11 protein-coding genes are annotated in these 16112 nt (G+C 71.0%); 4 read left to right on the top strand and 7 right to left on the bottom strand.

Translation table 11 applies throughout. The annotated features are described in order from the left end of the window. Positions 1-56: 56 nt before the first annotated feature. From ETD96_RS11330 to ETD96_RS11320, 3 genes are all read right to left on the bottom strand, one after another. Entirely contained in the window at positions 57-1829 is a 1773-nt protein-coding gene (locus tag ETD96_RS11330; RefSeq protein WP_240807516.1) for an ABC transporter substrate-binding protein, read from the bottom strand. Positions 1830-2068: 239 nt separating this feature from the next. After that, positions 2069-3148, bottom strand: coding sequence for an inositol-3-phosphate synthase (locus ETD96_RS11325; protein WP_138636279.1), 1080 nt, complete (start codon positions 3146-3148; stop codon positions 2069-2071). Between the two features lie 68 nt (positions 3149-3216). After that, positions 3217-3840, bottom strand: a complete 624-nt coding sequence (locus ETD96_RS11320; RefSeq protein ID WP_138636278.1) for a PadR family transcriptional regulator — start codon at positions 3838-3840, stop codon at positions 3217-3219. A 1282-nt stretch (positions 3841-5122) separates the two neighbouring features. Between ETD96_RS11320 and ETD96_RS11315 the strand changes: the two genes are divergently transcribed. The 3 genes from ETD96_RS11315 (at position 5123) to ETD96_RS11305 (ending at position 12334) form a co-directional block, all read left to right on the top strand. Continuing rightward, entirely contained in the window at positions 5123-7816 is a 2694-nt protein-coding gene (locus ETD96_RS11315) for a transglycosylase domain-containing protein (RefSeq protein ID WP_138636277.1), read from the top strand. Between the two features lie 483 nt (positions 7817-8299). Then, on the top strand, positions 8300-10735 hold the full coding sequence (locus ETD96_RS11310) for a transglycosylase domain-containing protein (protein ID WP_240807515.1): 2436 nt from the start codon (positions 8300-8302) through the stop codon (positions 10733-10735). 141 nt (positions 10736-10876) lie between these two features. Beyond that, complete coding sequence (locus ETD96_RS11305; protein ID WP_240807513.1) at positions 10877-12334, top strand: glycosyltransferase family 87 protein; 1458 nt, start codon at positions 10877-10879, stop codon at positions 12332-12334. A 23-nt stretch (positions 12335-12357) separates the two neighbouring features. Here ETD96_RS11305 and ETD96_RS11300 read toward each other — a convergent pair whose 3' ends face one another. Next, complete coding sequence (locus ETD96_RS11300) at positions 12358-13293, bottom strand: MerR family transcriptional regulator (protein ID WP_138636276.1); 936 nt, start codon at positions 13291-13293, stop codon at positions 12358-12360. Between the two features lie 319 nt (positions 13294-13612). Between ETD96_RS11300 and ETD96_RS44590 the strand changes: the two genes are divergently transcribed. Continuing rightward, positions 13613-14080 (top strand): barstar family protein, encoded by a 468-nt coding sequence (locus tag ETD96_RS44590; RefSeq protein WP_171068972.1) that lies wholly within the window; start codon positions 13613-13615, stop codon positions 14078-14080. 4 nt (positions 14081-14084) lie between these two features. Here ETD96_RS44590 and ETD96_RS11290 read toward each other — a convergent pair whose 3' ends face one another. The 3 genes from ETD96_RS11290 to ETD96_RS11280 form a co-directional block, all read right to left on the bottom strand. Continuing rightward, on the bottom strand, positions 14085-14462 hold the full coding sequence (locus ETD96_RS11290) for a DUF4190 domain-containing protein (RefSeq protein WP_138636274.1): 378 nt from the start codon (positions 14460-14462) through the stop codon (positions 14085-14087). 167 nt (positions 14463-14629) lie between these two features. Then, positions 14630-15397, bottom strand: a complete 768-nt coding sequence (locus ETD96_RS11285; RefSeq protein ID WP_138636273.1) for a deoxyribonuclease IV — start codon at positions 15395-15397, stop codon at positions 14630-14632. Between the two features lie 40 nt (positions 15398-15437). Further along, positions 15438-15743, bottom strand: a complete 306-nt coding sequence (locus tag ETD96_RS11280) for a hypothetical protein (protein ID WP_205719214.1) — start codon at positions 15741-15743, stop codon at positions 15438-15440. Between the last annotated feature and the right edge of the window lie 369 nt (positions 15744-16112).

The following is a 16112-nucleotide window of genomic DNA, read 5'->3' as shown; positions in this document are numbered from 1 at the left end:
CTTGCACATCGTTCAAGTGACCGCCGTCTCCCTCGCCCGGCCTCTACCGGGCGGGATCAGTTGAGCCAGAGGCGGGTGTAGTCGTAGCCGGCCGTGGTGGGCAGGTAGAGGGCGCCGTGGACGCGGGACGAGTGGAACAGCGTCTGGGACCGGTCGAGCAGCGGGACGATCGCCGCGTCCTCCATGATCTTCTGGTCGGCCTGCTGCCAGTACCCCGCCGCGCGGCCCGCGTCGGGGGCCGTCAGCGCCGCGTCGATGAGGGCGTTGACCTGCGGGTTGTTGTAACCGCCGTAGTTGGTGGAGTTCTGCCCGTAGGTGCGGCCGTCGAACAGCGGCTGGATGATCGAGCGGCCGTTGTTGCCGTACCAGTCCGGCACCCAGCCGGGGGCGGCGATGTCCCAGTCGCCCGCCCGGCCGCGCGCGGGCGTGCCGAGGGTGCCGGCGTAGAAGGAGCCGCCGGAGTCGGCGATGAGCTCGGCCTCGACCCCGCAGGCGTCGAGGTTCTGCGCGATCGACTGGGCGATGAGCTTGTGGACGCTGTTCGTCCGGTACGGGAACTTCAGCTTGAGCTCGGCGTGGCCCGTCCGGCCGAGCAGCTCCCGGCACTTGGCGGCATCGCCGGACTCGCCCGGCGTCGCGTAGTGCTCGATCGCGGCGTAGCCGGAGTTCCCCGGCGGGATCACCGTGTGCAGGGGCCGCGCCACCGACGGCCCGCCGACGATCTTGATGAGGGCGCTGCGGTCGACCGCGTACTCCAGCGCCTGCCTGACCTCCCGCTTGCCGAGCGCGCCGCCGTTGTTGGGGCTGCGCGTGTTGAACACCAGGTACGGGCTGTTGTTCGGCGTCTCCCTGATCGCGAAGCGGGGGTCGTCGCGGAGCCGGGGGATCGCGGACGTCGGGACGGGCTGGTCCCAGGCGAGGTCGGCGGTGCCCTGCTCCAGTTGCTGCTGGACGGCCTCCGGGGAGTCCTGCCCGAGCGTGATCCGGATCTTGGCGACGTGCCGCTCGCGCAGCGGGTCGGCCGCCGCCCGCCACGCCGGGTTGCGGGAGAGCAGGTACGACAGGCCCGGCCGGTACTCGGTGATCTGGTACGGGCCGTTGGAGATCGTGTGCTGCCGGAGCTGCGGGCCGTCCGGGACGTAGGCGTCGTACTCCTTCGGCGCGGCGGCGGTGTACGGCAGCGCCAGCAGGTTGAGGAAGTCGCTGGCGGGGCGCCGCAGCTCGAACACGAGCGTCCGGTCGTCCTTGGCGCGCACGCCCGCTATCGCGTGGTCGTGCTGGTAGGCCGCCATCGCCGCCGGGTCCTTGGGGTCGACGTCGGCGAAGCCGCGGCAGAACTCGTCCATCCCCTTGATCGTCGAGGTGAAGTAGCCCTTGCCGGACGACGGCGCCGCCGGGTTGCAGAGCCGCTCGAACCCGCGGACGAAGTCCTGCGCGGTCACCGGGCGCGGCGGCTCGGTGTTCCACAGCACGCCCGTGCGCAGCCGCACCGTGTAGGTGCGGCGGTCCTTGGCGATGTCGCCGTTCTCGCGGGTCGGGAGGCGCTCGGCCACGTCCGGCCGGACGGGCACCGTCTCCTGGAAGTCGTTGGACGCCCGCGTGCCGAACAGCGTGCGGGCGAAGGTGCGGGCGAGCCCGTACGCGCCGACGCTCGCCACGGACGCCGGGTCGAGGTGCTCGACATCGGACGACCCGATGATCCGCAGCGTCCCGCCCTCGCGGCCCTGCCCCGCGGCGGACGCGTCGTCACCTCCCCCGGCGCATCCGGCGAGGCCCACCATCAGCCCCGTCAGCCCCACTGTCACCTTGTACATCTGGCGTGCCGTCACGTTCTCACCTCGGACACTCGGAACCTGGCGCGCAGTCACCGGCGGTGTCACAGTAGGGCCACAGAGTGACAAAGGGCCGGTACATCACCGTTTTCTCTCTAGAAGTAAGGACGCCCTGACAGTGGAGTGTCCACTCTCAGGGCGTCCTTTGGGGATTTTGTGATCGGACTCTCAGGGGGTCGCGATCAGCGCCTCGGCGGGCCGTCGGGCCTGCTCGGCGGCCGGTCTCCCGGCTCGGCTCAGCGCTCGACCTCGCCGCGGATGAACTTCTCCACCGCGTCGTGCGCCTGGTCGTCGTTGTACTGCTCCGGCGGCGACTTCATGAAGTAGGAGCTGGCGGACAGGATCGGGCCGCCGATGCCGCGGTCCTTGGCGATCTTCGCGGCGCGCACCGCGTCGATGATCACGCCGGCGGAGTTCGGGGAGTCCCAGACCTCCAGCTTGTACTCCAGGTTGAGGGGCGTGTCGCCGAACGACTTGCCCTCCAGCCGGACGTAGGCCCACTTGCGGTCGTCCAGCCACGGCACGTGGTCGGACGGGCCGATGTGCACGTCGGCCTTCGCCATCTCGTGCGGGATCTGCGAGGTGACCGACTGCGTCTTGGAGATCTTCTTGGACTGGAGCCGCTTGCGCTCCAGCATGTTCATGAAGTCCATGTTGCCGCCGAAGTTGAGCTGGTAGGTGCGCAGCAGCTCAACGCCGCGGTCCTCGAAGAGGCGGGCCATGACGCGGTGCGTGATGGTGGCGCCGACCTGCGACTTGATGTCGTCGCCGACGATCGGGACGCCCGCGTCGGTGAACTTCTGGGCCCACTCGGGGTCGCTCGCGATGAACACCGGCAGCGCGTTCACGAACGCGACCTTGGCGTCGATCGCGCACTGGGCGTAGAAGCGGTCGGCCTCCTCCGAGCCCACCGGCAGGTACGACACCAGGACGTCGACCTCGGCGTCCTTCAGCGCCTGGACCACGTCGACCGGCTCGGCGTCCGACTCCTCGACCATGTCGAGGTAGTACTCGCCGAGGCCGTCGAAGGTGGGGCCGCGCTGGACGGTCACGCCGGTCGGCGGGACGTCGGCGAACTTGATCGTGTTGTTCTCGCTGGCGTGGATGGCCTCGGACAGGTCCATCCCGACCTTCTTGGCGTCCACGTCGAACGCCGCGACGAACTCGACGTCGCCCACGTGGTACTCGCCGAACTGGACGTGCATCAAGCCGGGGACTCGCGTCTCGGGGGCCGCGTCCTTGTAGAACTCGACACCTTGGACGAGTGAAGAGGCGCAGTTGCCCACACCCACGATGGCTACGCGCACCGAACCCATCCGGTTGCTCCTTCTCTCTAGCGGAACATGTGGTGTTTCACCCGCCCCCGAAGGCGGCGGGCCGCGGATCAGCGGCCCTCGTCCCGAGGCATGTCCTGATCAATTCGCTTGGCTGACTGTGCTTGCTGCTCCTGCTCGGCCCGCTCGCGTCCGATGAGCTCGTTGAGCCACCTGACCTCGCGCTCGACCGACTCCAGCCCGTGGTTCTGCAGCTCCAGGGTGTAGGAGTCGACGCGCTCGCGGGTCCGCGCCAGGGCGGCGCGGACGCTCTCCAGGCGCTCCTCCAGCCGGCTGCGCCGGCCTTCGAGGATCCGCAGCCGGACGTCGGCGCGGGTGTGCGAGAAGAAGGCGAAGTGAACGCCGAACCCCTCGTCCTCCCACGACGCCGGACCGGCCTCGGTCAGGAGCTGCTGGAGGCGCTCCTTGCCGTCGGCGGTGAGCTTGTAAACGATCTTCGACCGGCGGCTCTGCAGTGCCAGCGGAGCGTTCGCCTCGTCGGGACGGTCCTCGACGATCATCCCGTCCGTGAGAAGCTGCTTCAGGCATGGATAGAGGGATCCGTAGGAGAACGCCCGGAACATCCCCAGCAGGGCGTTGAGCCGCTTGCGCAGCTCGTAGCCGTGCATGGGGGCCTCGTGCAGCAGGCCGAGCACGGCGAGCTCCAGCACGCCCGCGCCCTTCCTGGCCGCCATCCGGTTCCCTCTCTCGCAGAGACCGATGTCTCGATCCGATGTATCGAGCGAATGTATCGGCTCGATACATCGACAAGATACGTACGAGGCCCCGTCCTGGCAAGTGGAAGTCTTCGGCCCGTGTGATCGGGGTGGCCGTTGGGGCCGCGTTGGCGATGCCTTGGATCCGCCCCTGGCTCAGCTTGGGCCGCATCGAGCCGCGGGGATGCGGGAGGCGTACTGCACGGCATGACCGCCCGTCCCGCCCGCTCGCCGCCCGCTCGCCGCCCGTCCGCCGTCGGGGCGTCCGGCCGCGAAGGTGATCTTCCGGGAGGCGGGCCGGCGCGGCCGCCGAGGTCGGACGCCGAATACGCCGAATTCAGGGTGCATGCGGCGGAAATATGTCAAAGTTGCGCCAGGATCCACCTGGTCCGTCACACGGTCCCGGGCGGCGGACAGCACGGAAGGAGAACCCGGCCGCCTTCGTCGGAAGGGGCGTTGACCAGCCGGGATGGAACTTCACCATGCATGCGCTCCCCCCGCTCACCAGCCCGCACAGTACTCTTCGGACGGCGCACGAGTCGCAACAAGGGCCGGAGGCCGCCCCGGGCCACTGGCAACAACCGTTGTCCCCTGTCGATGAGGTCGCGTGAGTAATCCAAGCCAGCCCCGACCGGAACCCGGGTCGCAGTGGCCGGGCGGGCAGCAGAACCCCCGTCCCGGCGACCCCGGGCGTCCGGGTACCGATGACGCCCCCGGCGCGCCGCAGAGCCCCGGCTCCGCGGACGGTCCGGGCTTCCCGGGCGGCCACGCCGGCCCCGGCGGAGGAGCCCCCGCGCCGCTCGGCGGTGCCGCGCCGACCGCGCCGACTCCCGCGATCCCGCCGGCTCCTCCCACCGGGGGCCGGCACGCGTCCCCGCCCTCAGGGCCGGCCGCGCTCGGCCAGCCCGCGGCGGGCCAGCCCATGCCGGGCGGGCCGGTGGGCTCCGGTGCGTTCCCCGCGTCCGGCGGTCCGTCCGGTCCCGGTGGAGGCGCGCCCAGCGGATCTCCCGGGCAGGGCGGGTTCCCCAGCTCGGGCCCGCAGTACGGGACGGGCGGTCCCCTCGGGCAGGGCGGGACCCCCGGGCCGGGCGCGCCCCGCGGGTTCGGAGCGTCCGGTGGCCCTTCGGGGCCCGGCGGTCTTCCCGCACAGCGCGGGGCCGGGCAGCAGGGTGGGTTCCCCATGGGTGGTGCGCAGCCCCCGCAGGGTGGACCGATGCAGCCTCCACAGGCCGGGCCGATGCAGTCGCCGCAGGGTGGACCGATGCAGCCGGGTGGGCCGTCCGGGCCCAACGGCGGTGCGCCGGGACGACCCTTCGGGCCCGGCGGGCCGGGGCCGATGAACGGGCCGCCCGGCATGGGCGGTCCCCCCGGGATGGGCGCCGCGGCCGGGATGGGCATGGCGGGCGCGGCCGGTGCCGCGCCGAAGCCCGGCGTCAAGGACAAGCTCGGCGAGCTCGGGAAGGCCGGGCAGGAGCTCGGGGCGAAGCTCACCGCGAAGTTCCAGGGGAAGGGCGTCCGCGCGGCGAACCGGTCCGGCGGACCGGTCGGCCCCGCTGGACCCGGCGGCCCCGGAGGGCCGGGAGGACCCGGCGGTCCCGGTGGTCCCGGTGGTCCCGGTGGTCCGGGCGGGCCCGGGCGGCATGGGACGCCGCCGCCCCCGGGAAAGAAGGGGTTCCTCGGCCACCTGCGGTCCCGGGAGACCGGCTGGCGGCGGTTCATCCCGTCCTGGAAGATCGTGGCCGGCGTCTGCGGGCTCGGCTTCGCCGCGTTCATCACGCTGATCTGGGTCGCCTACACGAACACGCCCACGCCCGCCGAGCCGACGGTCGCGGGCGTCGAGGACCAGGCGTCGATCTTCTACTACACCGACGGCACCGAGATCGGACGGATCGGCAAGAAGCGGCAGAGCGTCGAGCTGAAGCAGGTCCCGACCTTCGTCCAGGACGCGGTCCTCGCCGCCGAGAACCGCAGCTTCCGCACCGACCCCGGCTTCTCGGTCAAGGGCACGACCCGCGCGGTCTGGGACAACCTGACCGGCGGGTCCGGCGGCGGTTCGACGATCACGCAGCAGCTCGCGAAGAACTACTACTCCGACCCGAACAACCGGACGGTCAACCGCAAGTTCAAAGAGCTGTTCATCTCGGTGAAGCTCGAGGACAAGTACACCAAGGACGAGATCCTCAAGCTCTACCTGAACACGATCTACCTCGGCCGCGACACCTACGGGATCCAGGCGGCCTCGCGCGAGTACTTCGGCAAGAACGTCTGGGAGCTGACGCCCGACCAGGCGGCCGTCCTCGGCGGCATCATCCAGAACCCGAACCGGGACGCGGGGGACGCGAAGAACAAGGCGTGGGTGACCGCGCGCTACCAGTACACGCTCAAGGGCATGGTCTCGATGGGCAAGCTGAGCGAGGCCGACGCCGCGAAGTACATGCAGCGGCTGCCGAAGATCAGCAAGCCGGGCAGCGACAAGCAGCTGTACGGCGGCCAGCGCGGCTACATGCTGACGCGCGCGATGGAGGAGCTGCGCCGGCAGGGCATCGACCGCAAGGAACTGACGACCGAGGGCCTGCGCGTCTACACGACGTTCGACCGCAAGCGGATGGCGATGGCCAAGAAGGCGGCCGAGCAGACCGTCCCGCAGGTCGACCCGAAGAAGCTCGCGAAGAAGAAGATCCGCGTCGGGCTGGTGTCGGTGAACTCCGCCAACGGCGAGGTGGTCGCCTTCTACGGCGGCCCCGACTACCTGGACCAGTCGTTCAACAACGTGTGGCAGGGGTCGGCGCAGGCCGGGTCGGCGATGAAGCCGTACGTGCTGGCGACCGCGCTGAAGCAGAACTACAGCCTGAAGAGCCTGGTCGAGGGGCGGTCGAAGACCCCGATCGGCCCGGACGGCAGCGTGGTCTCCAAGGGCGACCCGAACGCCGTGATCGTCCCGAACAGCCATGACGTCGGCCCGGCGATCGACCTGATCACCGCGACGAAGGACTCGGTGAACACCGCCTTCATCCAGCTGATGGGCAAGGTCGGCATCGAAGAGGCGATCAAGACCGAGACGGACGCCGGCATCGCGTCCGACCTGCTGACGCCGCACAAGTGCTGCCTGAACCTGGCGCTGGGCGTCAACAACATCCGGCCGATCGAGCAGGCCGCCGGGTACGCGGTGTTCGCCAACGGCGGCGTGTACTACCAGCCGCACGTGATCCGCGTCGTCCGCTACAGCGACAACAAGCGGGTCCGGCTGAAGCCGAAGGTCGAGAAGCACCGGGTGTTCAGCGCGAAGGTCGCGGCGGACGCCACGTACGCGATGCAGCAGGTCATCAAGAGCGGTACCGCGACGGCGGCGGCGCTACCGGACGGACGGCAGGCGGCCGGCAAGACCGGCACCACCGACCGGAACGTCTCGTCGTGGTTCGTCGGGTACGTCCCGCAGATCTCCACCGCCGTGACGATCTACAACGACGCGGTCGGCCCCGACGGCAAGAAGAAGTCGGTGATCCTGCCGGGAATCGGCGAGGTCGAGGGCGGCACGATCCCCGCCCGCATCTGGCGGTCGTACATGTCGAACGCGGTGCGCGGCATGGAGGCCGAGGCGTTCCCGCCGCCCGCGTGGGGCGGGATCGTGCAGAAGTGGGCGAAGCCGCCGGAGAAGAAAAAGAAGGACCGCCGGCCGCCGTGGTGCGACAACCCGATCGGCCAGCACGATCCGCGCTGCCAGGGCGACGGGGGCGACGGCCCCGGCGGGGACCTCCCGCCGTGCCAGTCGCCGTTCTCCAACGGCAACTGCGACCCGAACAAGCCGCCGAGCAACCCCCCGCCGCGCTGGTGGTGCCAGATGCACCGCGGCGATCCGGCCTGCCGCCGCGGCGGAGGCCGCACCTTCAGCACCGGGGAGTCGGAGCGCATCGCGCTCCTGGCGCCACTGGTCCCACTGGGACGGCCACCGGAATGAACCGGCCGGCCGTCCGCACCCGAACCGTCCACTGGAAACGTGGGGGTGTGACATGAAGCATGATCGCGAATTGCCGCACGCCAGCGGCCCCGATCCCGCGCGCCCGGCAGGCCGGAGGAAGGGCAGCCTCGCCTCACCGGCCACCGCAGCCGCGGGTGCACAGTACGCTCGGACGACGCATAGCCGTCCCCCAGTTGATGAGGCCGCGTGAGTAACCCAAGCCGATACGGACCGGACCACGGAGAGAACGCCGGCCGGAGGGGCTCCCCCCGCCCCGGCTCCGCGGGCACGCCGTCCGGCGGGCAGCGCGGCGGGCCCCCCGGCCCGCCCACGCCCGGCAGGACGCCGCCCGGCAGGACGCCGCGTCCCGGTGGCAGGTCGGGCGGGCAGCGCGGCGGGCCTCCCCGGACGGGCGCGCCCGGCGGCGGGCGGCGCCGCGGGGCGCCGGCGGCGTCGCGGTCGGGGCCCGGCGGTCCGCCGCCGGTGCGCCGCGGTCCCGGCGGCCCGGGCGGTCCCGGCGGCCCCGGTGGGCCGGGCGGCCCCGGAGGCCCGGGTGGCCCCGGCGGTCCCGGCGGGCGCGGTCCCGGTGGGCCCGGTGGGCCGGGCGGCCCCGGCGGCTTCTGGGACGACGAGGAGCGCGGCCGCGGCCGCGGCCGTCCCCGGCGCGAGAAGCGCCCGGGCGAACAGGAGAAGACCGGCTGGCGGCGCTACGTCCCGTCCTGGAAGATCATGGTCGCGGTCGTCAGCGTGATGATCCTCGGCATGGCCGTCCTCGTCGTGGTCGCCTACGCCAACACGCCGCTCCCGACCAAGGCGCAGCAGGACGCGCTCCGCCAGGAATCGGTGATCACCTATAGCGACGGGTCGACGCTCGCCCGGATCGGCACCCACCGCGAGGACATAGCGCTCGACAAGGTGCCCGACTTCGTGGTGAACGCGGTGCTCGCCGCGGAGGACCGCAACTTCTGGAGCGAGCCGGGCATCTCCCCGACCGGCATCGCGGGCGCGGTGTTCCGCGCCGCGACCGGCGGCGAGGTCGCCGGCGCCTCGACGATCACCCAGCAGCTGGCCCGCAACTACTGGGCGAACCTCAGCCAGGACCGCACGGTCAGCCGCAAGCTCAAGGAAATCCTCATCTCCATCCGGATGGGCAAGGAGATGGACAAGAAGAAGATCCTTGAGCTGTACCTCAACGTCGTCCCGTTCGGGCGCGACTCGTACGGCATCCAGGCGGCGTCCCGCGCCTACTTCCACAAGCCCGTCACCGAGATCAACGAGTACCAGGCGGCGATGCTCGCCGCGCTGATCCAGCGGCCCGGCTACTTCGCCACCTACGGCCCGACGTCCAACCCGGCCAAGCAGGCGCTGGTCAACCGCTGGAACTACGTCCTCGACGGGATGGTCGAGAAGGGCTGGCTCGACCAGACCAAGCGCTCCGCGGCGAAGTTCCCGCAGACGCAGAAGGAGTGGAGCGACGCGCCGGACGACCCGAACGCCGGCTACCTCCAGGCGCGCGTGGTCAACGAGTTGGAGTCGCTCGGCATCGACCGGCAGCGGCTCGCGACCGGCGGCCTCCGGATCAAGACCACGTTCGACAAGGAACTGCAGGACTACACCAACAAGCTCGTCAAGCAGATCAAGAAGGAGAACAACCTCAAGTCGGACATCTGGTTCGGGCTCGCGTCGGTCGACCCGAAGACGGGCGGCGTGGTCGCCGCCTACGGCGGTCCCGACTTCCGCAAGCAGGCGTTCGACAACTCCTTCCAGGGCAAGGTGCAGCCGGGTTCGTCGTTCAAGCCGATCGTGCTGGCGACCGCGCTCGACCAGGGCATCAGCCTGAAGACGACGATGGACGGCCGCTACAAGCGGACGATCAACGGCGCGACGTTCACGAACGACAGCACGTCCGAGAACGGCATCTACAACCTCAAGCAGATGACCGCGATGTCGATCAACACCGCGTACGTCGAGCTGGGGCAGAAGGTCCAGCTGTCGAACGTGGTCGACATGGCCAAGAAGATGGGCATCCCGGAGAAGACCCCGAGCCTCGACCCGACCTACACCTCGCTGCCGCTCGGCGTCATCGACGCCAGCGCGGTCACGATGGCGTCGGTCTACGCGACGTTCGCGTCCGGCGGCGAGCACCGCGCCGCGCACGTGATCGCGAAGATCACGGACGCCAAGGGTCACACGGTCGTGAACAACGAGAACAAGCCGCTCGACAAGCTGCCCTGGCAGAAGCCGACGCGGGCCTTCTCCGAGGGCGTGGCCGCGGACGCCACGTCCGCGATGCAGGCGGTCGTCCAGACCGGCGGTACCGGTACCCGGGCGAGCCTCGGCTCCCGCCCGGTCGCCGGTAAGACCGGTACTACGGACGAGAACAAGTCCGCCTGGTTCGTCGGCTACACGCCGGAGTTGGCGACGTCGGCGGCGATGTGGCGGCAGGACAAGAACGGCAACCGCAAGTCGCTGATCGGCGTCGGCGGCTACAACCAGGTCTACGGTGGTACGGTCCCGGCCGAGTTGTTCAAGCGCTTCATGCTGAAGGCGCTCGAGGGCAAGGAGATCAGCCAGTTCCCGCCGCCCGCCAACGTGGGCCAGCTCGCCCCGTGGGCGAAGGCGAAGCCGGCTCCGTCCCCGACGAACTCGCCGAGCCCGACGACCTCGCCGAGCTGCCGGCCCGGGCAGCCGAACCAGCAGCCGGGCTGCCCGTCGTCCACGCCGTCCACGCCGACGTCGCCGACGCCGCCGGCGCCCGAGAACCAGCCCTGCGACATGTTCGGCAGGCCGGACGGCTGCAACCCGAACCTGCCGCCCGAGGGCGACAAGGGCTGGTGGTGCGCGAAACCGCAGAACCGCAACCACCCGGCCTGCCGGGATCAGGAACCCCCCAACCCGGAGACCGAGAGCGGCGCGTAGCACGGCCGACACCGGGCGGACGGCCCGGAGCCCTCGCGGCTCCGGGCCGTCCCCTTTCTCCGACCGGCCTCCGGCCTTTCTCCGGTCGGCATCCGGTCGCGTGATCGCCGGTGCCGTCCGGGACGAATAGTCTTGCTGTCCATGTCGTCGTCTTCTGAGGGGCTCGCGATGTCCGCCGGCAGCGACGCGGCGGACGGCCGCCCCGGATCGCACCCGCCCGGCCGGCTGATGCGGCTCGCGCCGGTGCTGACGGGCCTCACCGCCCTGGTGTGCCTCCTCGGCTGGCTGCAGAAGCAGCCCTGCGCGTCGGCGCGGTTCGACTTCCTCAAGACGACGACGAACGCCTGCTACACCGACATCTACCCGCTCTACTACGTGCGCGGGCTGAACGACGGCAAGCTCCCCTACTTCGACGCGCTGCAAGGGTCCGACATCCACTACGTCGAGTACCCGGTGCTCAGCGGCGGCTTCATGCAACTGGTGGCGTGGCTCGTCCGTCCCTTCGGGGTGGACGGGCGCGGGATGGCGTTCTACAACGTCACGGCGCTCCTGCTCGCCGTCCTCGCGGTCGTGGCCGTCCTCGCCACGGCGTACGCGGCGGGGCGCCGCTCGCTGCGCGTCGGCCTGATGGTGGCGCTGTCCCCCGCGCTCCTGCTCACCGCCTACATCAACTGGGACCTGCTCGCGGTCGCGCTGTCGGCGCTCGCGGTCGCCGCCTGGTCGGCGCGCCGCCCGGCGCTCGCGGGCGCGCTGCTCGGGCTGGCGATCGCCGCGAAGTTCTACCCGCTGCTGTTCCTCGGCCCGCTCGTCCTGCTGTGCGTCCGCGCCGGGCAGTGGCGCGCGATGGGCCGGCTCCTCGCCGGCACCGCGGGCGCGTGGCTGCTGGTCAACCTGCCGGTGATGGTCTTCGCGTGGGACGGCTGGCTGGAGTTCTACACCTTCAGCCAGAAGCGCGGCGTCGACTGGGGCTCGATCTTCTTCGTGCTGCAGGACCACGGGCTGCCGGAACCCGCCGGCGACACCGACCTGCTCAACCTGCTCGGCACCGGGACGTTCCTCGTCCTCGCCGCCGGTATCGCCGTCCTCGCGCTCGCCGCGCCGCGCCGCCCGCGGCTCGCGCAACTGCTGTTCCTGGTCCTCGTCGCGTTCATGCTGCCGAACAAGGTCTGGTCGCCGCAGTACGTCCTTTGGCTGCTGCCGCTCGCGGTGTTGGCTCGTCCTAAGCTGCCCGCGTTCGTCGCATGGCAGATCGGCGAAATCATCTACTTCTTCGGCATCTGGTGGTTCCTGCTGTCGGTGTCCGGGCAGACGCAGGGCGCGAACCTGTCCGACACCATGTCGGCTGTGCTGAGCATGGACGCACCCGAAGGCGGCATCAGCCAGGACGTGTACTCGCTGGCTCTGCTGGCCCGGTTCGTGACCGTCCTGGTGCTGGCAGCCCTTGTGGTCTGGGACATCTTGCGGCCGTCCGGTGACATCGTCCGGGCGAACGGTGTGGACGACCCGGCGGGCGGCGTCCTCGACGGCGCCGCGGACGTGGTGTCGCTGGGACGCTGGCGCGGCGCTCACCACCGCGCCGGCGTCCCAGCACCGTCCTGACCCGCCGGTGACGCTCGCTCGGCTCAGGTGAGCCGGTTGCGCAGCGCCTCGGCGAACCACTCGAACGACGGAGTCATCGCGGGCCAGCTCGGCCAGCCGTTGATGACGGCGATCAGCTGCCAGTACCGCTCCGCGCGCGGGTCGGTACCGATCTCGATCTGCTGCAGCAGCTCCCGCCGGAACTCGGCGCCGTCCGCGGCGCCGTAGGCAGCCGCGTAGGCGGCCACCAGCTCGTCGACGACCGGACGGGCCGCGTCCGAGGCGGGCTCGATCCCGTCCGCGATCGCCGCCGCGATCTTCTCCCCCGTCACCCGGCCGAGGCCCTCCGGGTCCTCCGGGTAGCCGCCCCTCTCGATCTGGGCGGCCTGGTACTCGGCCATCCGCCGCACCGACGCCCGGAACCCCGGGTCGCCGACCAGCTCGGCCAGCTCGACCCAGGCGTCGACCTGCTCGGGCGCGGGATCGTCCGGCAGCTCCGGCAGCCCGGACCGCATCTTCGCCTCGAAGTCGGGGTTCACGTCGAGCCCGGCGAACGACTCGTCGATGAAGTCGGTGATGATCCGCCGGCGCTCCTCGTCGGACAGCCGGGCCAGCTTGTTCATGATCTCGATCTCCTCCGGGGTGGATCCGCGTTTCGCCACCGCCCGCAGCACGGCCCGGCGCAGCCGGAGCGTCCGGATCTGCACGTCCAGCGCCTCCGCGTGCGCCGCCGCGACCTCCCCGACCCCGATCTCGCGGGCCAGCACCCGCTGGATCGTGCCGAGGTCGACGCCGAGGTCGCGCAGCGTCCGCACCAGGTCGAGGCGCGCGGCGGCCTCCGCGTCGTACAGCCGGTAGCCGGCTTCGGTACGGCAGGTGGGCGGCACGACGCCTTCGTCGGAGTAGAACCGGATCGTCCGCACCGAGAGCCCGGTGCGCCGCGCCAGCTCCCCGATCGTGTACAAGGCGTCGCCGTCCATGCCCCTCACCCTGTGCCCTCCACCCGCTGGAGACTCAAGCCCAATACTCTCCCCGGCCGGTGGATACTCCGGGTCACCGGGCGTCACGGTACGTCCGCCGGGTACTCCGCCACCGCATCGTTCCTGGTCAGCGCGTCGCATCGGCGGCACGAGGGCGGTGTGCGACGATCGCGGGCGTCGCGCGGGACGTTTCGTGGCCGGAATCTGCCTGTACGGGGGGATTTCCCGCCGGATGCCGGGGAACTGCTCGCGGCGGGCGGGGGTCGGCCCGGCCCCCCGTGGACGATCGCGGGGACGCGGGAACAGCCGGGGAGAGGACGTGGACGCGAACCAAGCACTGAACGAGCTGCTCGCGGGACGGCTGGAGCCGGGCGTCTACCAGTGGCGGACGGCCCCGGTGCCGGGCGCGGTCGGCGACACCGGCTGGACGGAGCGGGCCGAGGAGGCCGGCTGGCGCGGGTTCCACCTCGACGGCCGCCGCGCCCGCGACAAGGCCGGGTTCCTCCGGGTGTGCGCCGCGGTGTTCGAGGCGCCGGCGCTGGCCGGCGGCGACTGGGACGACCTCTCCGCCGTCCTCAAGGACCTGTCGTGGGCGCCCGCGAAGCACGGCTACCTGGTGCTGTACGAGTCCTGGGCCGAACTGGCCGACACCGACCACAAGTCGCTGCGGATGGTCCTCGACGTGTTCGGCGACGCGGTCAAGGCGTGGCGCGCCACGTCCACCCCCATGACGGTGCTGATGTCCAGCGTAGGGGTGGAGGTGGCGGGCGTCCCTCGGCTGGCGTGAGCGGTCAGTACGTGCTGCCGGTGCTCGCGGCGAACATCGCGATGCCGAGGATGTAGAAGAGCAGGATCAGCAGCCAGCCGGCGCTGATCAGGTAGCCGAGGATCAGGCCGGTGACGGCCATGCCGTGGCCGCCCTCGCCGGTCCGCTTGATCTGGCTCAGCGACACGTGCCCGAAGATGACCGCCAGGACGGACGTGACACCGCACGCGAAGAACCCGATCAGCCCGCACACCAGCGACGCCGTCGCCATCCCGTTGGTCGGCGGGGCGACCGGCATCGAAGCCCCGTAGTAGTGGTGCTGCACGGCCGGGGGCTGGGAGTAGGACTGCGCGTAGGGGTCCTGCGACCCGTAGCCGTAGGGGTCGTAAGGGGGCTGTGCCATGTGCTTCCCGATCGGTTCGCGCGCCCGCCGCCGGAGAGGACGCGCGTGCGCTGAGGGCTGGATTCCGGATTATGCCAGTGTGACGTGACCTTCGGATTTTGTCGTCAGGCTGGTTGCACCCGGGTTAGATGCCGCGCACGCTGCGCGGGTTCCAGCGACTCCGCTCCTCAGAGCTTCGAACGCAGCCAGGCGATGTCGTCGGCCTGCCCCGCGGCGGGCGTCTCCACCACCACCGGGGCGCCCGCGGCCCTGACCACGGTGAGGATCAGCTCGGGGTCGATGCTGCCGCTGCCGAGGTTGGTGTGCCTGTCGGCGCCCGACCCGAACGCGTCCCGGCTGTCGTTGCAGTGCACCAGGTCGACGCGGCCGGTGATGGCCTTGATCCGGTCGACGGCGTCCACCAGCTCCTCGCCGGCCGCGTGCGCGTGGCAGGTGTCGAGGCAGAAGCCGAGCTTGCCGTCCAGCCCCGGAACCCCGGACAGCACCTCCCACAGCCGGGCGATGCGGTCGAACTTGCGCGCCATGGCGTTCCCGCCGCCCGCGGTGTTCTCGATGTAGACCGGAATCGGACACTCGACCCGCTCGAACACCTTCCGCCAGTTCTCGAAGCCCGTCTCGGGGTCGTCGTCCTTCAGCACGTGCCCGCCGTGCACGATCAGCGCCTTCGCCCCGATGGACGCCGCCGCCTCCAGCTGCTGCGTGAGGTTCTTGCGGCTCGGGATGCGGATCCGGTTGTTGGACGTCGCGACGTTGATCGTGTACGGAGCGTGCACGTACACGTCCACGCCGGAACCCGCCAGCGCCTCGACGCCCTCCGGCAGGACGGGCTTCTTCCAGCCCTGCGGGTCGCCCAGGAAGAACTGGACGACGTCCGCCCCGACCGCGCGGGCGTTGTCGAGCGGGTGCTGCTGGTCGACGTGGGCTCCGATGCGCATGCCGACGAGCCTATCCGCGCCCTCCGACACCCGGGACGGGTCAGAGCGAGAAGCCCCCGTTGCTCAGCGCGAAGCCGGTGCCGACGAACGCGGTGATCATGCCGATCACGTTCAGCCACCGCTCGTTGGTCGTCGCCGAGATCAGCTGCGAGTACAGCGCGAGCGGCAGCCCGATCACGCCCAGCACGGCACCGGGGAAGTGGGTCTCGGGGAACCAGCCCAGGAACAGGGCGGCGACCCCGATGGTGATGGCCGCGACCGCCAGGACGCCCTGCAGCCGGCGGGCCTCCTGCTTGGTGCCGGCACGGGCCGGCGTCCGCCGGGCGTCGGTTGCCTCCTGTGGCATCGGATCCTCCTCAGGTGGTGCTCCCGCGCTTGGGGCGCATGGTGAACGCGGGACCGGACGGACCATGCCCATAAAGGAATTCCCAGCCCGAGCAAAGATCAACCGGTGTGGGCGGTCGGAAAATGTCGGCGGCACCCGGTACTGTCGAACATGGATTCGAGAACACCGGCTCGGTCCGGCCCCCGAGGGGAAGCGGGGGAGAGCAGGAGGTTGCACACCGTGACGAAAGCGGAGTTGGGGCTCATCGGCGACGCGGAGCTCGTCGAGGAGCTGTCCCTGCTGACGACCCAGACCGCCCGCATGCGCGCCCGCATGGCCGACATCATGGCCGAACTGGAACGGCGGCGCTGCGCCAAGCCCGTCCAACCG

Source organism: Actinomadura geliboluensis (assembly GCF_005889745.1).
GTDB classification, from domain to species: Bacteria; Actinomycetota; Actinomycetes; order Streptosporangiales; family Streptosporangiaceae; genus Spirillospora; species Spirillospora geliboluensis.
Note: the sequence above shows the minus strand (reverse complement) of the source record. Positions and strands in the feature narration are given on the sequence as shown.